The organism is Gordonia sp. OPL2 (assembly GCF_003797825.1).
In the GTDB taxonomy this organism is placed as follows: Bacteria; Actinomycetota; Actinomycetes; order Mycobacteriales; family Mycobacteriaceae; genus Gordonia.
In genome coordinates this window covers 92197-112878 of the sequence record NZ_RKME01000001.1, presented here as the reverse complement: position 1 = coordinate 112878, position 20682 = coordinate 92197, and the positions used below count along the sequence as shown (strand labels likewise).

Sequence of the window (20682 nt, the reverse complement as noted above, 5' to 3'; positions counted from 1 at the left end):
ACCAGGGGCCCTTATCGACGATCACTGATCGGCGTCGGGCGCGTTCGACAGCTCGTGGCCGGAGAGGTCGGCATCGTCGTCGAGTCCGGGCACCGACTGCATGCCCGCCACGGTCGCGGTGATCGTGCGCGCCAGATCCTGGGCGGTCAGCCCGAACTCGGCGAGGAGCTGTCCGCGTGACGCGTGCTGGACGAACTGCTGCGGGATTCCCCGATGCTGCACGGGGACGGCGACGTCCGCCGAGGACAACGCGTCGCTGATCGCCGACCCGACCCCGCCGCGCACACCGCTGTCCTCGAGGGTCACCACGAGACGATGCCGGGTCGCGAGTTCGGCGATCGATCCGGGCACCGGGAGCACCCAGCGCGGGTCGACGACCGTCGCGTCGATTCCCTGACGACCGAGCCGCTCGGCGGCGTCGACGGCCAGCGCACAGAATGCACCGACCGCGACGATGAGCACGTCACCGGTGGCCTCCCCGACGCCCGGTGCGGCACGATAGAGCACGTCGACACCGTCGTCGAGCCGCTCGACCGCCCGGATGTCCTCGGGCACAGCACCTTTGGAGAAACGCAGTGCGGTGGGTCCGTCGGAGACGGCGAGCGCCTCGTCGAACTCCTCACGCAATCGGACCGCATCACGCGGGGCAGCGACGGCCAGACCCGGCACGAGCGACATCAGCGACAGGTCCCACATCCCGTGGTGGCTGGGGCCGTCGGGGCCGGTGATGCCCGAACGGTCCAGGACGAGGGTGACGGGCAGGCGCAGCAGCGCCACGTCCATGAGGAGCTGATCGAAGGCGCGGTTGAGGAACGTCGAGTAGATCGCGACGACCGGATGCAGCCCACCCAGCGCCAGACCTGCGGCCGAGGTCACCGCATGCTGCTCGGCGATGCCGACGTCGAACATGCGGTCCGGGAACTTCTCGCCGAACGGGGTGAGTCCTGTGGGCCCGGGCATCGCCGCGGTGATCGCGACGACGTCTGATCGACGGGATCCCGCCTCGACGAGGGCCGCGGAGAACACCGACGTCCAGTCCTGCGGGGACACACTGGTCGCCCGACCGGTCCGGGGATCGATGATGCCCGTGGAGTGCATCTGGTCCGCCTCGTGGTTCTCCGCCGGGGCGTACCCCATCCCCTTGCGTGTCACCGTGTGCACGATGACCGGCCCGCCGAACGACTTCGCGTGTCCGAGAGCGAATTCCAGGGCACCGATGTCATGCCCGTCGACCGGACCCACGTACTTGAGTCCGAGGTCGGTGAACATCGCCTGCGGGGCGATGAGGTCCTTGAGGCCGCTCTTCATGCCGTGGAGCACCGCATAGGCGGGCGGTCCGACGACCGGGACCTGTTTGACGACCTTGCGGCTCTCGTCGAGGAACCGTTCGTAGCCCGGTTGCAACCGCAGCCCGGACAGGTGACTGGCCAACCCGCCGATCGTCGGAGCGTAGGAGCGACCGTTGTCGTTGACGATGATGACCACCGGGCGATCGCCGGCGGCGATGTTGTTGAGCGCCTCCCAGCACATCCCGCCGGTGAGCGCGCCGTCGCCGACGACGGCGACGACGGTCCGGGTGTCCTGGCCGGTCAGCTCGAACGATTTGGCCAGACCGTCGGCGTACGACAGCGCCGCCGAGGCGTGCGACGATTCGACCCAGTCGTGATCACTCTCGGCGCGGTCCTGATATCCGGTCAGGCCGTCCTTTTGACGCAGGTCGCCGAACCCGTCCTTGCGGCCGGTGACGATCTTGTGCACATAGCTCTGGTGGCCGGTGTCGAAGATGATCGGGTCGCCGGGTGAGTCGAACACCCGGTGCAACGCCAGCGTCAGTTCGACGACGCCCAGGTTCGGGCCCAGATGTCCGCCCGTCGCGGAGACCTTGTCGATGAGGAATTCCCGGATCTCACCTGCCAGGGTGACCATCTCGTCCGACGACAGCGTCCGCAGGTCGGCCGGCGAACCGATTCCGTCGAGCACGCCCATCGAGTCCTCCATCATGTCCTTGAATCCAGCTCACACCGCGCCGGGCTGTCGGCGGGCGTCGCACCGGGCTCACCCCCGAGCACGGTCCTGTGGAGAACAGTCTACGGACCTCCGCACGGTCGCCCGGTCGGGCGAGCGCCGTTGCGGCGCCGAATCGGTCACATCCCGCGGTGAGCCGGGACGAGACAGGCGATCGCCTCCACGTGGTGGGTCAGCGGGAAGGCGTCGAAGGCACGGATGTCGCGGGGCCGGTATCCCTGCTCGGCGAACAGGGCGAGATCGCGTGCGAACCGACCGACGTCACAGCCGACGTGCACGATGACCCCCGGATCGGCGTCGGTGACCGCATCGATCACCGCGGCGCCCGCGCCGGTCCGCGGAGGGTCGAGCACGACGACGTCCGGACTCGGCAACGCGGCCGACGTCGTCGCCACCTCACCGCGGTGCAGCGTGACGCGGTCGTCGTCGGCGAAGGTCTCCGCGGCGGAGGCGAGCGCGAGTGGGTCGGACTCCACGACGTGGACGCCGGCCGGCGCGGCTCCCCCGATCTCCTGGTCGAGGAGTGCGGCCGCGAAGATCCCCGCCCCGCCATACAGGTCCCAGGCCACCGCCGCACCCGCCCTCGGGCGGACACCGGCGGCCGCGATCATGCCGACGATGGTGTCGGCGTACACGCCCGGCGCCGCACGGTGGGCCTGCCAGAACGCCGTCACGGGGATCTGCCAGACGCGGTCGCCGACCCGGTGAGCGGCCGTCGTGTCGCCCTCGACCACCCGCTGCGCACGGTCGGATTCGCGTCGGCGACGCGCCGACTGGGTGGCGGTGCGGTCGCCCCGTCGTCCACGGGCACGGCGGGCAGGCGGCGCCACCGGTGCGAGTTCGGTCACATGCCGGCGACCGTGCATGTCGGCGACGATCGCGAGCTCGGCACCCGGCGTGAGCGCGAGGTCGTCGAGCCCGTCCACGAGGCCCGGTGTGGGTGCGGCACATCGGTGGCCGGTGACGATCCGCGAGCCGTGAAAGGCGTGCATCCCGGCGCGCCCGTCGTCGTCGACGCCGAGTCGGGTGCGGACCCGCCACCCGGTGCCGTCGTCCCCCAGCGATCGGACGACGACGTCGTCGACGCCGGCCGCCGTGAGGTCCGCGTCGTCGAAACGGCCGATCCGGCTGAGTGCATCGGAGACGATCTGCGCCTTCAGCGTGCGGGCGTGCGACACCTCGATGTATCCGAGGTCGCAGCAACCGGCGCCGTGCCGGGCGGCGTCGCACGGCGACACCACACGATGCGGCGACGGCTCGAGGATCTCGATGACCTCGGCCCGCCGGAAACTCGCCCGGCGATCGTCGACGACCTGTGCACGGATCAGTTCACCGGGCACGGCGCCGCGGACGAACACCACCTGCCCGTCAATTCGTCCGACGGCCTCACCGCCGTTGGCCGGCCGGTCCGGCCGCACGACGATCTCGGGTGTCGGATCACCGGAGTCGTGGGGCGAGCTCACCGGGGTTCCGAGTCGCCGCCGAGGGCCCGACGGGTGTCGCCGGGGGCCGAATAGACGAGGTCACGGTTCTTGAGCCGGTCGGACGAGGTGAGCTGCCACGGCACCGAGGTGACCATCACGCCGGGTTCGAACAGCAGGCGGCCCTTCAGTCGCAGCGCGGACTGGTTGTGCAGGATCTGTTCCCACCAGTGCCCGACGACGTATTCGGGGATGAACACGGTGATGACGTCTCGTGGCGACTCCCGGCGGACCCGGCGCACGTACTCGATGACCGGGCGGGTGATCTCGCGGTACGGCGAGGCGATCACCTTGAGTGGCACCGTGATGTCGCTGGCCTCCCACTGCGACACGAGTTTGCGGGTGTCGCGGTCGTCGACGTTGACCGTGATCGCCTCGAGGACGTCGGGTCGGGTCGCACGGGCGTAGAGGACCGCACGCTTGGTCGCGAGGTGCAGCGTGGACACCAGGACGATCGAGTGGGTCCGGCTCGGCAGCACCACGTCCTCCTCCTGTCGCTCGAGCTCGCGTTGCACCGTCGCATAGTGGTGGTGGATCAGCTTCATCAGGATGAAGAGCAGCACCATGGCGAGGATCGCGATCCACGCTCCCGCGGTGAATTTGGTGAGGAGGACGACGATCAGAACGGTCGCGGTCATCACCAGGCCGATCGAGTTGATGACGCGGGACTGCATCATCTTCCTTCGTGCCCGCGGGTCCGTCTCGGTCCGCAGGTGCCGTGTCCAGTGCCGGACCATGCCCGTCTGACTCAGGGTGAACGACACGAACACACCGACGATGTAGAGCTGGATCAGCTTGGTGACCTCGGCGCCGAACGCGACGACGAAGATGATCGCGACCAATGCCAAGAACACGATCCCGTTGGAGAAGGCCAGGCGGTCGCCGCGCGTGTGCAGCTGTCGGGGCAGATAGCGATCCTGGGCCAGCACCGAACCGAGGACCGGGAACCCGTTGAACGCGGTGTTCGCGGCGAGCATCAGGATCAGCGCGGTCGCGGTGGCGACGAAGTAGAAGCCGGGCGTGAAGGAATCGAACACCGCATGGGCCAGCTGCGCGATCATGGCCTTCTGCTGATAGCCCTCGGGGGCCCCGATGAGGTCCTGGGCCGGGTTCATCACATACTTCGCGCCGATCTGCTGGGCGAGCAGGACGATGCCGAGCAGCAACACGATCGAGAACGCGCCGAGCATGAACAGGGTCGAGGCGGCGTTGCGCGACTTGGGTTTCCGGAACGCCGGAACACCGTTGCTGATCGCCTCCACACCGGTCAGTGCCGCACAGCCGGAGGAGAAAGCCCGGGCGATGAGGAACACGAAGGCGATACCGACGAGATGATCCTGCTCGGCCCGGATGGTGAAGTCCGCGGTCTCGGACTCGATGTCCTGGCCGAGGACGAAGATCTCGATGAAACCCCAACCGAGCATGGCGAGCACACCGATGATGAACGCATAGGTGGGTATCGCCAGGACCGAACCCGATTCCTTGATGCCGCGCAGATTCACCGCCGCGAGCAGCACGATGGCCGCCACACAGAACCAGACCTTGTGTTGGGACACGAACGGAATCGCCGAACCGATGTTCTCCGCCGCCGACGAGATCGAGACGGCCACCGTGAGGATGTAGTCGACGAGCAGCGCGCTGCCGACGGTGAGGCCGGCGTTGGGACCGAGATTGACGGTGGCGACCTCGTAGTCGCCGCCGCCCGAGGGGTAGGCGTGGACGTTCTGCCGGTAGCTGGCGACGACCACGACCATCACGACGGCGACGGCGAGCGCCACCCACGGCGTGAAGGCGAGCGCGCTCAGTCCGGCGACGGAGAGGACGAGAAAGATCTCTTGGGGCGCATAGGCCACCGACGACATGGCATCGGAGGCGAACACCGGGAGCGCGATGCGCTTGGGCAACAGGGTGTGACCCAGTTTGTCGCTGCGGAACGGGCGGCCGAGCAGCAACCTCTTGGTCGCGACGGACACCTTGGACACGGTGGACACCAGGCAACACTAGAGCGTGTAGTAGACAAAGGCCATAAGAGGCCTGCTTCGGTGATCATCCCGCCCGCCGGGCGGGCCGTACGGGTAGGTTCGATGCGTCCGCGCGCTGCGCGTGGACGACGACCACTGCCCTTCGGGCCGGTCGTCCCGGCCGGATCTCGACGCCTCGGGAAGGGTGGATGTGCAGGTAGTCATCATGGGATGCGGGCGTGTGGGGTCGGCGCTGGCGATGGCGATGCAGAAGCGCGGCCACCAGGTCGCCATCATCGATCGCGATCACTCCGCCTTCGTCCGTCTCAGTCCGGATTTCCGGGGTACCAAGGTGATCGGGGTCGGCTTCGACCGTGATGTGCTGACCCGCGCGGGGATCGAACAGGCCGATGCGTTCGCGGCCGTGTCGTCGGGCGACAACTCGAACATCATCGCCGCCCGGGTCGCCCGCGAGACCTTCGGCATCGACCGGGTGGTCGCCCGTATCTACGACGCCAAGCGAGCCGAGGTCTACGAGCGACTCGGCATCCCCACCGTCGCCACCGTGCCGTGGACCACGGAGCGATTCGTCTCGGCTCTCGGCGAGACGTCGACGACCACCGAATGGCGCGACCCGTCGGGCTCGTTGGCCATCGCCCAGCTCGACATCGACGAGTCGTGGATCGGTGTGACCATCGGCAAGTTCCAAGAGCAGACCGGCGCCCGGATCGCCTTCCTCAACCGGGTTGGACGACCGATTCTCCCAGATGTGAAAACTGTTCTGCAGCAAGATGATCTGGTCTTCGCAGCGATCTTGATCGACAATCTCGACGATGCCCGGGCGGCGGCACGACAGCCCCGGACCAGCACGGACTGACCCGAGTTCTGAGGAAGGAAGACGATGAAGGTCGCCATCGCCGGTGCCGGCGCGGTCGGACGGTCGATCGCCCGCGAATTGCTGCTCAACGGGCACGAGGTCACCCTTTTCGAGCGCAACACCGGACACATCGAGCCCGACGCCGTCCCTCAGGCGACGTGGGTACAGGCCGACGCCTGCGAGCTGAGCAATCTCGAGCAGGCAGAACTGCAGACGTTCGACGTGATGGTCGCGGCGACAGGCGACGACAAGGCCAACCTCGTCGTCAGTCTGCTGGCCAAGACGGAGTTCGCCGTCAATCGCGTCGTCGCCCGGGTGAACGATCCCCGCAACGAATGGTTGTTCGACGAGGACTGGGGCGTCGACGTCGCGGTGTCGACGCCGCGCATCCTCGCCTCCCTCGTCGAGGAGGCGGTGTCGGTGGGTGATCTGGTGCGACTGATGACGTTTCGGCAGGGTCAGGCGAATCTGGTGGAGCTCACCCTGCCGCCCAACACACCGCTCGCCGGCAAACCCGTCCGCAAGCTCGATCTGCCACGCGACGCGGCGCTCGTTGCGATCCTGCGCGGTGGCCGGGTGATCGTGCCGCAGTCCGATGACCCGATCGAAGGGGGCGACGAGCTGGTCTTCATCGCCCCGGCCGAGGCGGAACCCGCCCTGCACGAGGCGATGCAGCTCAGCTGAGCGGCGCCCGAGGCGTCGTCGGAGGATCAGCGCAGCGGCTGTTCGGGGGACCCCACTTCGGTGGGATCCTCCTCGGGCTGAGGGTCTGTCCGGTCCTCTTCTCGGGTGGCGCGCCGGACCAGGACGATGGTTGCGAGGACGGCCAGTGCCGTGAGCGGCCACCCCATGCCGATGCGCGCGACCGCCAGCCATCCCGTGCTGCCGTGATCGTAGAGCTCGGATTGCGTGATGTAGCGCGCCGCGAACACCAGAGCCCAGAACGCGGTGGCGATGTCGTAGGCGATCAGTGTCCGGCGGTGCTTGCGCCACCCCATGCCCTCGCCACTGATGAGATTCCAGGCGACACCGACCAGAGGCCATCGCACGACGATCGACAGGACGAACACGATCGCGTAGACCAGCGTGGTCCAGATGCCGAAGAGGAAATACCCTTTCGCGTCGCCGACGCGGTGGGCGATGAAGACACAGATGGCCACGCCGATGAGACCGGAGATCGCGGGGTTGAGCGGCTCGCGGCGGATCAGCCGCACGCAGAAGATGAGAGCGGCGACGACCAACGCCGCGATCATCGCCGACTGCAGTCCCCAGATCGCGTTGACGGGCACGAAGACGGCGATCGGCACCGTCGAGTAGATCAGGCCGGATACGCCGCCCATCTGCTCGAGGATCGATGGCGACGACCCGTCCTCCGAGGACCCCGCGGGACCGTCGGCGGGGGTGTCACTCGTCGTCCGGGCCATACAGCTCGTAGTAGGGGTTGTAGATCAGCTTGGTGCCCTCGTGCTCGGCGAGCCGTCCGCGTACGGTCAGCTTGCGCCCGGGCTCGATACCGGGGATGCGGTTGCGTCCGAGCCACTTGAGCAGCACCGTGTCCGAGCCGTCGAAGAACTCCGCCTTCACGCCTGCCTTGGCGCTGCGCGAACACGTCTCCACCGATCGCAACTCGCCGTGCATGGTGACCTCGTCACCACGACAACACTCGGCGGCGCGCTGGGCTCCGGTCGCGCGGGATTCCTCGGCGATCTGTTCGGCGTCGGCGTCACCGAGGTCCTCGGTGAGCCGGCGCGTCAAACGCTTGAGATAGCCGGTGGTAGCCATCACACCCTCCTGGGTGACTCATCTCTACGAGACGTCGGGCGTTAGCTGACGGCCCTGCTTGCTTCTCGCCAGGGTAATCCCGACCGTGCTCTCTGTACAACGTCGGGCATGATCATGGCATGCCCGACATCGAGGGGTCGGATCCGAGGGGTCCGCAGCTGCTCATCGGCATGCCGGGCACCGGATCCGACGCCGACTACGTGCGCCGTGCCTTCGGTCCTGCGGCCGATGAGACCGGTCTCACACTCGTGGCGCTCGAACCGACGCGACGGCTCGTCGCCGACCATCTCCGACGCCTGGACGAGCTGGCGGACGAGTACGGTCCACCGGTGGTCGGCGGGGTGTCCATCGGGGCGGCGATCGCTCTCGCGTGGGCGTTGCGCAATCCGTGTCGGGGGGTCTGGGCGGCGCTGCCGGCATGGACCGGGGACCCCGCGACGGCGCCCGCGGCGTGGAGCGCGACCGCGACCGCACGGACGCTGCAGACCGACGGTCTGGAACACACGATCGCGGTGATGACGGCGACGAGCCCGCCGTGGCTGGCCGCCGAACTCGGGCGCTCGTGGCGAGCACTGCATCCGCATCTGCTCGATCAACTCGCCGAGGCCGCGTCGTTCCACGCTCCCGCTCTCGACGAGATCGCCACGTTGACGGCGCCGATCGCGGTCACCATCGCCGTCGACGACCCGGTTCACCCCGGTCAGGTGGGGCGGGACTGGGCCACGACGGCACCACGCTCGTCACTGACCGAGGTCGGTCTCGCGGAGTGGGGCAACGATCCGTCGGTACTCGGATTCGCTTGTGCACGAGGCTGGTCGGCGATGCGCGGATCGGCCTGAGCCGACGGGGAGCAGCGCTGACCCGGCCGACGATTCACAGACCGACGGCGCTCACTGACGGCGGTTGCGCCGGAATCGCTGCATCGCCGACCCCGACGAGCGCGGTGCCTCGTCCTCGGGATCGGGTTCGACGTCATGGCCCGGCTCGTCGTCCCGCGACGGTGCAGGCTCCTCGCCGTACACGGTCGCCGCGGCCAACTGGTCGATCGCACCACCGGCCGGTGGTGCGTCCGCCGACTGCCCGCCGGCCGGAACCGATGACTCCGGCTGCTGGGCCGCCGACTGCTCGGCCTGCATCTGCTCCTGCGCGGCCGCGACCTGCTCGGCCAGCACCGGCGGGAGCACGATCGGCAGGGCGTCGCGGGGCGGGTGCGGATCGGTCCCCCGACGCACGACCGACTCGGCGAGCACCGCCCGCGCGAGGCGGCCGAGTTCGTCGGCGGTCTCGTCGGGCCCGCTCGCGATGCAGCGCACCATCCACCGCGGACCGTCGACGCCGACGAAGCGATGAGCTGCACCGGGAACGGTCGCCACCACCTCGCGCCCCCAGTGCCCGTCCTCGATCGCCACCTGAGCACCTTCGTCGCGCAGCGATCCGGCGAGCTCGGTCACCACCTCCCGCCACAATCCGGGCGACTTGGGTGCGGCGAAGGCGCTCACACTGATTCGTCCGTGCGGAGTCACGAGATAGACGGCCTCGGGCTGATGCTCCGCCGACATCTCGACGGTCACCTGCCCACCCTCGACGACGGGTACCAGCACGGACCCGAGGTCGAGGTGCGAGTTCTCCAGGTCCTCCGGTGGTGTCGCGAGAGCCTCGATGTCGTAGGGGCCCTGTGCGGAACCGATCGTCAGATCGTTCTCGTCGTCACGTGCCATCTTCTCGTCCACTCCTCGGGTCCGGATGGGAAGACGACGCCGTCAGGCGCCGCTCTCGCCGTCGATGTCGGGGGCGACCTCCGCCAGGATCGCGTGGCCACCGCTCGATCCGTAGCCGCCGGCTCCGCGGCTCGTCTCGTCGAGTTCATCGACCTCGACGAAGTCGGGCAACTCGACACGCTGGACGAGTAGCTGCGCGATCCGGTCGCCACGCCCGATGGTGATCGTCTCGGCGGGATCGAGATTGATCAGGCAGACCTTGATCTCGCCGCGGTAGCCGGCGTCGATCGTGCCCGGGGTGTTGACGATCGAGAGACCCGCGCGTGCTGCCAGACCTGACCGGGGATGGATGAGACCGACCGTGCCGGCCGGGAGCGCGATCGCGATTCCCGTAGGCACCAGTTGGCGGCGTCCGGGTGCGAGCTCCAGATCGATCGTCGAACAGAGATCGACACCCGCGTCACCCGGGTGTGCCCGTGTCGGCAGGGGTATGCCGGGATCGAGGCGACGGACCGCGACGGGCCCGATCGGATCGGGTCGGCCTGATGCAGTGGTGGAAGGATTCGGCGCCACGAGGGAAGACTACGCTGGTCGCGTGAGTACCCCAGCATCACCCGAGAATCCGACGGGCCGCCCCTCCGGCGACGACGCCGGCACCTCTGCCGGAAACGGGAATCCACCGGCGCCAGAACACAAGTCGGGTTCTGATCGCTACCTGGAACGGCTGTACGTCCCGCTGTGGTGGTGGTTGGCGGCCGCCGTTGTGACCGGTGTTGTCGGCTACGAGATCCAGTTGTCCGCCCGCAATTCCGTGTGGAGCATCGCGGGGTATGTGGCCGTGGGTCTGTTGTGCGCCTGGATGCTGTGGTCGCTGGGCCGGGCGTCGGTCAGGGTGACCGCCGACGGTCAGTTGCAGGCGGGTCGGGCACGGCTTCCGCGTGCGGTCATCGCCCGCGGGGCGACAGTGCCGGCCACCGCGAAGAGTGCGGCGCTCGGCCGTCAGCTCGATCCCGCGGCTTTTCTCGTCCACCGGGCGTGGGTGAAGACGATGGTGCTGTTGGTGCTCGACGATCCGGACGATCCGACGCCGTATTGGCTGGTGTCGACGCGGAATCCGGCTGCGGTGCTCGCCGCACTCGACGTGCCGGATGCGGCCGCGGAGGCGGGGATCGCCGACTGATGTCGGTGGCGGGGCCGCCGGGCGACCCCGCTCGCCGCTACTTCGGACGTTCGTTCGGTCTGGGCTGGGATGCGGATCCGGCCGGGCTGCCGCCGGACCCGCCGGGCGGTGTCAGGCGCAGTCGACGCAGATCAGCGAGGAGCCGTTCTCGCGGGCGAGCCGGCTGCGGTGATAGACGAGAAAACAGCTGGTGCAGGTGAACTCGTCGGCCTGCTTGGGGATCACGCGAACCGACAGTTCCTCGCCGGACAGGTCCGCACCCGGCAGTTCGAAAGATTCTGCGGTATCACTCTCGTCGACGTCGACGGCCGAGGACTGCGCTTCGCTGCGCCGCGCCTTCAGCTCCTCGAGGGAATCCTCGCTGATGTCCTCGGTCTCGGTGCGTCGCGGCGCGTCGTAATCAGTAGCCATTGTGTGCCTTACCTGGTGTGAGAGTGTGAGGGGCGCTCCGCCGATGCCGGCTTGTGGCCGAGCAAACGAGAGGTGCCTGAGCCCGCCGGGATTGTCTTGCCGGCGGCGTCACTACAACGTCATGACCGGTGCAATTCGTTACCCAGAACCCCGCGGATCGTCGTGATCTTTGTCACAGTCGGATCACGTTCTCTCCGCACGTCCCCCTGTGGCTTAGGAGGTCGGGCGCCCGAAGCTTAGTGCACCGATGCGGCTGGGTCAACGATCTCTTCGCGGAGATCATTCCCGCGGGTGTCGCGCCACCCCGCGCCCGTCCGCCGTTCCTCCGTCGCAAACGGCGTGCGGCCTGCCTCCGCACCCGGTGGCGGCACACCCTCTACAGTGGTGCCGCAAGGCCGACGGAGTGAAGGAGCCAGTTCACGGTGGTGTCGCAGATTACCGCGGGAACCCCGGTCGACCCGCGCGGTCGCCCGTTCCGTCGTCGCCGCTATATCCCTGCGGTCATCGCCGCGGTCGTGCTGCTCGTCGGCGCCCTCATCGTGTGGGCGGTCGCGCTGAGCGGTTCCGGTGAGGCCGCCGTGCCGACCGCCTGCAACCAGCCCTCCCCTGCCTCTGCGTCGGCATCGCCGGCCCCGGCAGGGGCACCTGCCTCCGCGGCCCCGCCGACACTCACCGGCGTCGACCGTCAGGAGATGCTCCAGGTCGCGCCCGCGGCACTGTCGACCTTCCAGGTACGCGTCCTCAACGCCTCGGCGCAGCGGGGGGCCGCCCAATCCGTCTCCGACGATCTCGCCGCCCAGGGATTCAGTCCCGTCCCCGACACCCCGTACGCCGACGACACGCTCTATCCCGACCAGGATCTCGCCTGCTACGGACAAATCCGATTCGGTCCCGCCGGAAAGGCGAGCGCCGCCGCGGTGTGGCTCGCACTCCCCTGCGCTCAGCTCGTCGACGACGGCCGGCAGGGCACGTCCGTCGACGTCGCACTCGGTGAGTACTACGAGGGCCGGGAGCAGACGCAGGACGCCCAGGCGGCACTCGAGGCGTTGCGCTCAGCCGACCCGAAGAACCCCCAGACCGGCGCTGATCCGGCCTTGGTCGCCGCCGTGCATTCGGCCTCCTGCTGAGAGGCGATCGCGCAGAGCGCAGCCCGGGCATCCATACCGTCCGCCGATCGCGCAGAGCACCCCGCGCAGCACGACCCCGATCTCTCGCCGAACACGCAGAGCACCCAGCGGAGCACGACCCCGATCCCGCTGATCGAGTAGAGCACCGAGCGCAGCACGACTCTGATCTCCGCTGATCGAGTAGAGCACCGAGCGCAGCGAGGCGCTCGTATCGAGATCACCCCCGCACACCGTCGCCGCAGCTCAGTCGGGCATCGCCCGTCGTGCCCCGACGTCGTCGAGCAGTCGCACGAATGCCTCGGCGATCCCGGGCGCAGCAGCGATGGTCACATGCCCGTCCGACGACCGCGACTGCGGCGGCGGAGTGTGCACCACGGCTCCCGCCTCGGCGGCGATGAGTCCACCCGCGGCCCAGTCCCATGGACTCAGCCCGTGCTCGTAATGGGCGTCGACGGCGCCGCTGGCGACCATGCACAGGTCCAGCGCAGCCGCACCCACCCGGCGCAGATCACGGATCCGGGGCAAGAGATCGGCGACGATGGCGCCCTGCGCCCCGCGACGGCCCGCACCGTAGGAGAAGCCGGTGGCGACCAGCGCCAGATCCAGCCGGTCGATCGGGTTGCACGACAGGGCGACGGGCCCGTCGCCGGTGTCGATCCTCGCGCCGCCGCCGGCCGACGCGGAGTAGGTGACCGCGCGGGCGACATCGACGACCGCGCCTGCCACGGAGCGACCGTCCACCTGCGCCGCGACGGAGACGGCATACGCAGGAATGCCGTACATGAAGTTGACCGTGCCGTCGATCGGGTCGACGACCCATCGCACACCGGACGGCACGTCGACCGAGCCGCCGGCCTCTTCGCCCAGCACCTCGTCGTCCGGGCGCAGCGCGCGCAACTCCCGCCGGATCAGCTGCTCGGTCTCGGTGTCGGCGAGCGTGACCGGATCGGTCGGCGTCGACTTGGTCGCGACCGGGGCCGGTCCATCGGTGGGGGTGTCACCGGCACGCAGATCGTGGCCGGGGTCGGCACCGAAGAGCTGGGGCCGGCGTATGCGCACGTGGTCGGCTGCGCTCTCCGCCACGTCGATCGCGACACGTTCGAGTTCGGCGAAACCGGCGGTATCCGTCACGCACCTATGTCAACACACCCGCGCGCGCACCGCCCACACGGGACCGGCGGGCGATTCCCCCGGCGCCGTCGAGGTGTCGGATTCGTGTCGACGGCAGCACGGCAACGTCGGGCTGGATAGCCTTAGACCACAGCAGTTCCCGTTGGTTCATCCAGAGAGGACATCGATATGACCGACGTCGAGACAGCGAGCACCGCCACGGATACGTCGGCCACGACACTCGGCTTCGGCGTGGATGTCGGCGGATCCGGGATCAAGGGCGGGATCGTCGACCTCCAGACCGGTCAGCTCGTGGGCGAGCGGTTCAAGGTCCTGACCCCGCAACCGGCCACCCCGCAGTCGGTGGCCGGGGGCGTCGCCGAGGTCGTCGAGCACTTCGGCTGGGCAGGACCGGTCGGTATCACCCTCCCCGGCGTCATCACCGATGGCACGATGCGGACCGCCGCCAACATCGACAAGAGCTGGATCGGCACCGACGTCTACGACCTGTTCGGCAGCGCACTGGGCGGACGAGCAGTCTCCGTGCTGAACGACGCCGACGCGGCCGGCATGGCCGAGGACCGGTTCGGTGGCGGGGCGGACGTCGACGGCGTGATCATGTTGCTCACCCTGGGCACCGGCATCGGAACCGCACTCCTCATCAACGGCACACTCGTTCCCAACACCGAGCTCGGTCACCTGGTCATCGACGGCAAGGAGGCCGAGCACCGCGCCTCGTCGAAGGTCAAAGAGGACAAGGGCTGGTCGTACGAGAAGTGGGCCGGCAAGCTGTCGAACGTTCTCGAGGTCTACGAGGCGCTCCTGTGGCCGACGTTGTTCATCGTCGGCGGCGGCATCAGCCGGAAGTCGGACAAGTGGATTCCACATCTGACGAACACGACACCGGTGGTCCCGGCGACGCTGCTCAACACGGCGGGTATCGTCGGCGCCGCGATGGCCGTGGACGCCGGCCTGCGCACGTGATCGCCGACGGTCTCCAGCAGCGTCGTCTCCGCGGTGCGACAGCCCACTGACCTGGGCTTTGCCACACCACGAGATGCGATGTCGTTACAATGGTCCACACCGGTCATCACGGACCGAGAAATCCAAGCCCTGCTCCGCGTCGGCGCATGCCGCCGTGAGTGATTCACGATAGTCAGTTCCGAAAGGTTGTACGTGGCAGCCACCAAGACCCGACAGGCCGACGTCGACGACTCGACAGACGCGACTACCGCCACGGAGAACGCGCCGGCCAAACCCGCAGCCAAGAAAGCCGCCAAGAAGGCACCCGCTCGCAAGGCCACTGCGAAGAAGGCGGCCAAGAAGGCTCCGGCCAAACGCGGCGCGAAGAAGGCCACCAAGCCGGCCGGCGCCGACGACGCCGACAGTCCCGACGACGTCGAGGATGATGCCGGTTCGATCGATGACATCGACGCCCCCGACGGCGAACTCGACGAGGACGTCGAGATCGACGACGATCTGGACGTCGATGACGAGGACGACGACGAGTCCGACGACAGCGACGACGAGACCGAGGCGGAATCCACTCCCGCCGCCGCCGCCGATTCCGCGAAGCCGGCGACAGCTCGTGCCAAGGCCGCCGAGGAGAAGGAGGCCGGCAAGACCGCCGGCGACTTCGTCTGGGACGAAGAGGAATCCGAGGCACTGCGTCAGGCTCGCAAGGACGCCGAACTCACCGCCTCCGCCGACTCGGTCCGCGCCTACCTCAAGCAGATCGGCAAGGTCGCGCTGCTCAACGCCGAGGAGGAGGTCGAGCTCGCCAAGCGCATCGAGGCAGGTCTGTTCGCGACGGAACGGCTGCGCCGCATCGTCGATTCGGGCGAGAAGCTCAGCACCGCCTCCAAGCGAGACCTGAACTGGATCTCGCGTGACGGCAACCGCGCCAAGAACCACCTCCTCGAGGCCAACCTCCGACTCGTGGTCTCGCTCGCCAAGCGCTACACCGGACGCGGCATGGCGTTCCTGGACCTCATCCAGGAAGGCAACCTCGGTCTCATCCGCGCCGTGGAGAAGTTCGACTACACCAAGGGCTACAAGTTCTCCACGTACGCCACCTGGTGGATTCGTCAGGCGATCACGCGCGCGATGGCCGACCAGGCCCGCACCATCCGCATACCCGTCCACATGGTCGAGGTCATCAACAAGCTGGGCCGCATCCAGCGCGAGTTGCTCCAGGATCTGGGCCGCGAGCCCACCCCGGAGGAACTCGCCAAGGAGATGGACATCACGCCGGAGAAGGTGCTGGAGATCCAGCAGTACGCGCGTGAGCCCATCTCGCTCGATCAGACGATCGGCGACGAGGGCGACAGTCAACTCGGCGACTTCATCGAGGACTCCGAGGCCGTGGTGGCCGTCGACGCGGTGAGCTTCACGCTCCTGCAGGATCAACTGCAGTCGGTGCTCGAGACGTTGTCCGAGCGCGAGGCCGGTGTCGTGCGCCTGCGGTTCGGGCTCACCGACGGTCAGCCCCGCACCCTCGACGAGATCGGACAGGTCTACGGAGTGACCCGCGAGCGCATCCGTCAGATCGAGTCGAAGACGATGTCGAAACTGCGCCACCCGTCGCGGTCGCAGGTGTTGCGCGACTACCTCGACTGACCGAGGCAGAGCTCCCACGAGGGGACCATCGCACCAGCGATGGTCCCCTCGCTCGTCCCGTCCGTCTCCCGATCCCGCCGCGTGTCCGGATCGGGATCAGATCACGGGCGCGAACGTGCCGTCGGCGCCCGGCCGGAACGGACGGACGTCGACGACGGCATCGACCGGCAACATCCCGTAGAGGTGGGGAAATCGCATGCCGTCGGGATCGGCGGGTACCCCCGACTCCCAGACGACCGGCACGCTCAGTCGGCGCGGGTCGATGACGAGCAGCACCAGATCTGTTCTCCCGGCGAACAGTCGGTTTGCGGGGAGGTGCACCTGATGCGGCGCCGAGAGGTGGATGAATCCGTCGTCGGCGAAGGACGCGGGTTCACGGTGTCCGGCCGCTCGGGCGTCGACCCATTCCGTTTCGGTACACAGATGCAGGAGGACGGCTCCCGAGGACGGGTCCGGACCGGTGTACGGCATGTCGGCGGTGGTCATGTCCTCTGCTCCTGCCATCTGACAACCTTCCTGTCAAGAGTTGTGCCCGCACCGATTCCCACACGGTCCCGAATGCCGGTTTTCCGACCGCGACCACCTACGATTCTCCGCATGCTGGTGACCCGACCGACCGTCGACCTCCTCCGGGTGGCGTCGATGCTGTGTCAGGTGCGTCGCGGCGTGATCGCCTGATCCCCCTGCGACGCGCCTAGCGATCTCGTCATCCCTCACTCATCGAAAGTCACCGACTCGTCATGAAGACCATCGTCCTGATCGCCATCGTCGGATTCGCCGCGCAACTCGTGGACGGCAGCCTCGGCATGGCCTACGGCGTCACCACCACGACCCTGCTGCTGGCGATCGGCACCAATCCGGCGGCGGCGTCGGCCACCGTGCACCTCGCGGAGATCGGCACGACGCTCGTGTCGGGCGTCTCCCACTGGAGGTTCGGCAACGTCGATTGGAAGGTCGTCCGCCGGATCGCCGTTCCCGGTGCCATCGGCGCGTTCCTCGGCGCGACGATCCTGTCCACTCTGTCGACCGAGGCCGCGGCGCCGATCATGGCGATCATCCTGCTCCTGCTCGGGCTGTACATCTTGCTCCGGTTCACCTTCCAGGGCATCCCGCGCCACAACCTCGGCAAGCCGTTGCGCAAGCGCTTCCTCGGACCACTCGGCTTCGTCGCCGGGTTCGTCGACGCCACCGGCGGGGGCGGCTGGGGTCCGGTGGGCACACCGGCCATCCTCGCCAGCGGCCGCCTCGAACCCCGCAAGGTGATCGGATCGATCGACACGAGCGAGTTCATCATCGCCGTCGCCGCGAGCCTCGGCTTCCTGTTCAGCCTCGGCTCGCAGGGCATCAACTTCGCCTGGGTCGGCGCCATCCTGGTCGGTGGTGTGATCGCCGCGCCGATCGCCGCATGGCTGGTCCGCCACATCCCGCCCCGACTCCTGGGGTCATCGGTCGGCGGTCTGATCATCTTCACCAACACGCGCAGCCTGTTCCGCAGCGACCTCGTCGACGTCCCGCAGACGGCGCAGACCGTCATCTACGGGATCATCATCGTGGCATGGGCCGCGGCCTTCGCCTACTCTCTGCAGCAGTACCTCGGCGATCGCGAGAACGAGTCCTCGGACGCGGTGTCACGGGTGCGCGAGGAACAGGAACACGAGTCGATCGCGGCCCGCTCGGACGAGGGCGACGCCGTGGCGGCGAGCTGATCTCGCCGCGGCAATGGGTCCCGCCAAGTGATCCAGGTCGCACTCCGCGTAACACTTCGATGCGCCGATGTTGCCGTCAGGAAAGTCGTTGTTACGGGTGAGTGACGACACACCCGGGCGACGCGAGGAACAATACGAAACCCCCAAACGTCTGAAAGGGTGAGGGTGACGCACACACCGATGCGTCGGCTCACGAAGGGAAAGGCGACCGGCACCGCACGGAACCGCCGGACCGGGACGGAGGAATCATGTCAGACACCGCCACCACACCCCCGATCTACATGCCGCTGACCGCTGCCGACCGCTGCGACCGCTGCGGCGCTGCCGCAAAGGTGCGGGCAGTACTGCCCGCCGGCGGAGAACTTCTCTTCTGCCGCCACCACTTCAACGAGCATGAGACCAAGCTGGTGGAGCTCTCGGCCACCGTCGTGGAATCCGAGGGCGAACTCGTCTGATCCACAGCTGACAACGACTGAGCAGAGGGCCCGACCGGTCATCCGGTCGGGCCCTCCGCTGTCGGTCGCTGTGGCGTCAAGGTCGTGCGGTCAGCGCCACTCGCGCAGCGCAGCGATGCGCTCGCGCAGCTGATCCGCCGTGGCCATCGCGGTCGGCGGACCACCGAGGCGGGTACGCAGTTCGTTGTGCACCATTCCATGCGGCTTCCCGGTCCGGTGATGATGCATCGCGACCAGGGTGTTGAGTTCCTTGCGGAGCGCGTGCAGATTCTCGCCGGCCGGGCGTGCCGGTTCCGCCGGCACCGCCGCGGGGGTCACCGTCGCGGCCGCCGATCGCTCCGCCACCTGTTCGGCCTGGCGCTTGCGGAGGAGTTCGCGGACCTGATCGGCGTCGAGGAGTCCGGGCAGCCCCAGGTACTCCGACTCCTCCTCACTGCCGGAGAAGGTCGCGGTGCCGTACGAGGCACCGTCGAAGATCAGCTGGTCCAGTTCGGCATCGGCGTGCAGCGACTGGAACGCCTTCTCCTCCTCGCCCGGCTCGTCCTTCTGTTTGTTGGCGTCGATGAGCAGCGCGTCATCGAGGCCATCGCTCTCCCGGTGCGGTTTGCCGAGCACGTGGTCACGCTCGGCCTCCATCTGACTCGCCAGATTGAGCAGCACCGGGACCGACGGCAGGAACACGCTGGCCGTCTCGCCGGGCCGGCGTGACCGCACGAATCGGCCGATCGCCTGCGCGAAGAACAGCGGCGTCGACGAACTCGTCGCGTAGACACCGACCGCCAGCCGTGGGACGTCGACGCCCTCGGACACCATGCGGACCGCGACCATCCACTCGTCGTCGGAGGCGGCGAACTCCGCGATCCGCGACGACGACTTCGGGTCGTCGGACAGCACGAGTGTCGGTTTGCGGCCACTGATCGCGGTGAGCAGTTCGGCGTAGTCGCGGGCCACCGTCTGATCCGTGGCGATCACGAGTCCGCCGGCATCGGGGACTCCGGCCGCCCGCAGCTGCTTCAGACGCGTGTGCGCCGCCTCGAGAACAGAGGGAATCCAGTCGCCGTGCGGGTCGAGCGCTGTGCGCCACGCTCGAGCGGTGTGCTCGGCCGACAACGGTTCTCCGAGCCGGGCGGTGAACTCCTCGCCCGCGCTCGTGCGCCAGCTGGCCTGACCGCTGTAGGCGAGGAACACCACGGGACGGACGACACCGTCGGCGAGCGCATCGGCGTACCCATAGGTGTGGTCGGCCTTCGAGCGCAGGACACCCCCGCCCTCGGGCTCGTAGGTGACGAACGGGATCGGTGAATCGTCGGAACGGAACGGGGTACCCGTCAACGCAAGCCTGCGCGTCGCATCGGAGAAGGCCTCGCGGATGGCCTCGCCCCACGACTTCGCGTCTCCGCCGTGGTGGATCTCGTCCAGGATGACCAGGGTCCGCCGGTTCTCGGTGCGCACCCGGTGCCGGGTGGGGTGTGCTGCGACCTGCGCGTAGGTGAGGGCCACCCCGTGATAGTCGGAGCTCGTCTGGCCGGTGGAGTTGCTGAAGCGCGAGTCCAGGGCGATGCCCACACGCGCGGCGGCCTCCGCCCACTGGTGCTTGAGGTGTTCCGTCGGTGTCACGACGGCGATCTGATCCACCGTCCGATCGGCCAGCAACTCACTGGCGACCCGCAGACCGAAGGTGGTCTTGCCGGCGCCCGGCGTCGCGACGGCGAGGAAGTCGACCGGCCGGCGGGTCAGATACCTCGTCAGGGCACGGCGCTGCCACGCACGCAGCGGCGGGCCCGCCGGGGCGGCGACGTCGTCGATGGTCGGGTCGTCGGCTGCTGAGGTCACTCCTGCACTGCTCCTGACACCAGTTCGATCACTCCGGGCGGCACGCTCCGGCGCATGAAACGTCCCCTCGGGCATGCGATCACCACACGAGGGGACGTCCGCCATGCTACCGGGGGCCACCGACGACAGCGCGCCCGACGCGCAGTCCGTGGCCCGACGTGGGCCGACAGACCCCGCCCGCCGACGGTCGGGTTCGTCACGGCGACGCACCGCACCCGGACCGGTCACCCGTTTGTTTCCGCGATCAGGGATGATCGAGCCATCAGCAGTCGTGAGCGGAACCCAGCACCGATCACCGAGGACAGCACGTCGTCGGCCGATGCCCGCTACCGGCGTACCCGTCGCGGCGAGGCCCCTATACCGCCGACCTCACCGACGATCCCGCTCATCGATCCCG

The 20682-nt window shown here is 68.4% G+C and carries 20 protein-coding genes; 9 read left to right on the top strand and 11 right to left on the bottom strand.

Features of this window, described 5'->3' with window-relative positions:
* Positions 1-21 precede the first annotated feature (21 nt).
* The 3 genes from dxs to EEB19_RS00515 form a co-directional block, all read right to left on the bottom strand.
* Positions 22-1986, bottom strand: coding sequence for a 1-deoxy-D-xylulose-5-phosphate synthase (dxs, locus tag EEB19_RS00525; protein WP_187583021.1), 1965 nt, complete (start codon positions 1984-1986; stop codon positions 22-24).
* Positions 1987-2144: 158 nt separating this feature from the next.
* Positions 2145-3488, bottom strand: coding sequence for a class I SAM-dependent RNA methyltransferase (locus EEB19_RS00520; protein WP_262365347.1), 1344 nt, complete (start codon positions 3486-3488; stop codon positions 2145-2147).
* Complete coding sequence (locus EEB19_RS00515) at positions 3485-5497, bottom strand: APC family permease (RefSeq protein ID WP_187582164.1); 2013 nt, start codon at positions 5495-5497, stop codon at positions 3485-3487. The genes EEB19_RS00520 and EEB19_RS00515 overlap by 4 nt, the downstream gene beginning before the upstream one ends.
* Before the next feature lie 181 nt (positions 5498-5678).
* On the opposite strand from EEB19_RS00515, the gene EEB19_RS00510 reads away from it, so the two are divergent.
* Complete coding sequence (locus tag EEB19_RS00510) at positions 5679-6344, top strand: TrkA family potassium uptake protein (RefSeq protein WP_187582162.1); 666 nt, start codon at positions 5679-5681, stop codon at positions 6342-6344.
* A 24-nt stretch (positions 6345-6368) separates the two neighbouring features.
* Positions 6369-7028, top strand: a complete 660-nt coding sequence (locus tag EEB19_RS00505; protein WP_187582160.1) for a TrkA family potassium uptake protein — start codon at positions 6369-6371, stop codon at positions 7026-7028.
* 26 nt (positions 7029-7054) lie between these two features.
* On the opposite strand, the gene EEB19_RS00500 is transcribed toward EEB19_RS00505, so the two are convergent.
* Together EEB19_RS00500 and EEB19_RS00495 are read right to left on the bottom strand one after the other, a co-directional pair.
* Positions 7055-7684 carry a DUF3159 domain-containing protein gene (locus EEB19_RS00500; protein ID WP_262365389.1) on the bottom strand — a complete coding sequence of 210 codons (630 nt, stop codon included), beginning with the start codon at positions 7682-7684 and terminating at the stop codon, positions 7055-7057.
* A 64-nt stretch (positions 7685-7748) separates the two neighbouring features.
* The gene (locus EEB19_RS00495; protein ID WP_187582156.1) at positions 7749-8126 is read right to left on the bottom strand and encodes an OB-fold nucleic acid binding domain-containing protein; all 378 of its coding nucleotides are present in this window, start codon (positions 8124-8126) and stop codon (positions 7749-7751) included.
* A 119-nt stretch (positions 8127-8245) separates the two neighbouring features.
* Between EEB19_RS00495 and EEB19_RS00490 the strand changes: the two genes are divergently transcribed.
* The gene (locus EEB19_RS00490) at positions 8246-8965 is read left to right on the top strand and encodes an alpha/beta fold hydrolase (RefSeq protein ID WP_187582154.1); all 720 of its coding nucleotides are present in this window, start codon (positions 8246-8248) and stop codon (positions 8963-8965) included.
* 51 nt (positions 8966-9016) lie between these two features.
* Here the strand turns inward: EEB19_RS00490 and EEB19_RS00485 are convergent, their stop codons facing one another.
* Positions 9017-9844 carry a DUF3710 domain-containing protein gene (locus EEB19_RS00485; RefSeq protein WP_187582152.1) on the bottom strand — a complete coding sequence of 276 codons (828 nt, stop codon included), beginning with the start codon at positions 9842-9844 and terminating at the stop codon, positions 9017-9019.
* A gap of 42 nt (positions 9845-9886) precedes the next feature.
* On the bottom strand, positions 9887-10417 hold the full coding sequence (gene dut / locus EEB19_RS00480; protein ID WP_187582150.1) for a dUTP diphosphatase: 531 nt from the start codon (positions 10415-10417) through the stop codon (positions 9887-9889).
* A gap of 22 nt (positions 10418-10439) precedes the next feature.
* On the opposite strand from dut, the gene EEB19_RS00475 reads away from it, so the two are divergent.
* The gene (locus EEB19_RS00475; RefSeq protein WP_262365346.1) at positions 10440-11024 is read left to right on the top strand and encodes a DUF3093 domain-containing protein; all 585 of its coding nucleotides are present in this window, start codon (positions 10440-10442) and stop codon (positions 11022-11024) included.
* A gap of 111 nt (positions 11025-11135) precedes the next feature.
* Here the strand turns inward: EEB19_RS00475 and EEB19_RS00470 are convergent, their stop codons facing one another.
* Positions 11136-11435, bottom strand: coding sequence for a DUF4193 domain-containing protein (locus EEB19_RS00470; RefSeq protein ID WP_187582146.1), 300 nt, complete (start codon positions 11433-11435; stop codon positions 11136-11138).
* 422 nt (positions 11436-11857) lie between these two features.
* Here EEB19_RS00470 and cei point away from each other — a divergent pair, with 422 nt between their 5' ends.
* The gene (gene cei / locus EEB19_RS00465; protein ID WP_187582144.1) at positions 11858-12562 is read left to right on the top strand and encodes an envelope integrity protein Cei; all 705 of its coding nucleotides are present in this window, start codon (positions 11858-11860) and stop codon (positions 12560-12562) included.
* A gap of 243 nt (positions 12563-12805) precedes the next feature.
* On the opposite strand, the gene EEB19_RS00460 is transcribed toward cei, so the two are convergent.
* Positions 12806-13693, bottom strand: coding sequence for an inositol monophosphatase family protein (locus EEB19_RS00460; RefSeq protein WP_187582142.1), 888 nt, complete (start codon positions 13691-13693; stop codon positions 12806-12808).
* A gap of 168 nt (positions 13694-13861) precedes the next feature.
* On the opposite strand from EEB19_RS00460, the gene ppgK reads away from it, so the two are divergent.
* Together ppgK and EEB19_RS00450 are read left to right on the top strand one after the other, a co-directional pair.
* Positions 13862-14656 carry a polyphosphate--glucose phosphotransferase gene (gene ppgK, locus EEB19_RS00455; RefSeq protein ID WP_187582140.1) on the top strand — a complete coding sequence of 265 codons (795 nt, stop codon included), beginning with the start codon at positions 13862-13864 and terminating at the stop codon, positions 14654-14656.
* Between the two features lie 192 nt (positions 14657-14848).
* Positions 14849-16291 carry an RNA polymerase sigma factor gene (locus EEB19_RS00450; RefSeq protein ID WP_187582138.1) on the top strand — a complete coding sequence of 481 codons (1443 nt, stop codon included), beginning with the start codon at positions 14849-14851 and terminating at the stop codon, positions 16289-16291.
* 96 nt (positions 16292-16387) lie between these two features.
* On the opposite strand, the gene EEB19_RS00445 is transcribed toward EEB19_RS00450, so the two are convergent.
* Entirely contained in the window at positions 16388-16762 is a 375-nt protein-coding gene (locus EEB19_RS00445; protein WP_187583017.1) for a DUF952 domain-containing protein, read from the bottom strand.
* 269 nt (positions 16763-17031) lie between these two features.
* Here EEB19_RS00445 and EEB19_RS00440 point away from each other — a divergent pair, with 269 nt between their 5' ends.
* Together EEB19_RS00440 and EEB19_RS00435 are read left to right on the top strand one after the other, a co-directional pair.
* On the top strand, positions 17032-17997 hold the full coding sequence (locus tag EEB19_RS00440) for a sulfite exporter TauE/SafE family protein (RefSeq protein ID WP_187582136.1): 966 nt from the start codon (positions 17032-17034) through the stop codon (positions 17995-17997).
* A gap of 248 nt (positions 17998-18245) precedes the next feature.
* Positions 18246-18452, top strand: coding sequence for a hypothetical protein (locus EEB19_RS00435; protein WP_187582134.1), 207 nt, complete (start codon positions 18246-18248; stop codon positions 18450-18452).
* 90 nt (positions 18453-18542) lie between these two features.
* Here the strand turns inward: EEB19_RS00435 and EEB19_RS00430 are convergent, their stop codons facing one another.
* Positions 18543-20285, bottom strand: coding sequence for a DEAD/DEAH box helicase (locus tag EEB19_RS00430; RefSeq protein ID WP_187582132.1), 1743 nt, complete (start codon positions 20283-20285; stop codon positions 18543-18545).
* Between the last annotated feature and the right edge of the window lie 397 nt (positions 20286-20682).

Bases quoted from the DNA above. Each gene is read 5' to 3' on its own strand.
- dxs (WP_187583021.1), bottom strand. From the start codon at position 1,986: ATGGGCGTGCTCGACGGAATCGGTTCGCCGGCCGACCTGCGGACGCTG.
- EEB19_RS00505 (WP_187582160.1), top strand. From the start codon at position 6,369: ATGAAGGTCGCCATCGCCGGTGCCGGCGCGGTCGGACGGTCGATCGCC.
- EEB19_RS00500 (WP_262365389.1), bottom strand. From the start codon at position 7,684: ATGGGCGGCGTATCCGGCCTGATCTACTCGACGGTGCCGATCGCCGTC.
- EEB19_RS00495 (WP_187582156.1), bottom strand. From the start codon at position 8,126: ATGGCTACCACCGGCTATCTCAAGCGTTTGACGCGCCGGCTCACCGAG.
- EEB19_RS00490 (WP_187582154.1), top strand. From the start codon at position 8,246: ATGCCCGACATCGAGGGGTCGGATCCGAGGGGTCCGCAGCTGCTCATC.
- EEB19_RS00485 (WP_187582152.1), bottom strand. From the start codon at position 9,844: ATGGCACGTGACGACGAGAACGATCTGACGATCGGTTCCGCACAGGGC.
- EEB19_RS00470 (WP_187582146.1), bottom strand. From the start codon at position 11,435: ATGGCTACTGATTACGACGCGCCGCGACGCACCGAGACCGAGGACATC.
- ppgK (WP_187582140.1), top strand. From the start codon at position 13,862: ATGACCGACGTCGAGACAGCGAGCACCGCCACGGATACGTCGGCCACG.
- EEB19_RS00445 (WP_187583017.1), bottom strand. From the start codon at position 16,762: ATGCCGTACACCGGTCCGGACCCGTCCTCGGGAGCCGTCCTCCTGCAT.
- EEB19_RS00440 (WP_187582136.1), top strand. From the start codon at position 17,032: ATGAAGACCATCGTCCTGATCGCCATCGTCGGATTCGCCGCGCAACTC.
- EEB19_RS00435 (WP_187582134.1), top strand. From the start codon at position 18,246: ATGTCAGACACCGCCACCACACCCCCGATCTACATGCCGCTGACCGCT.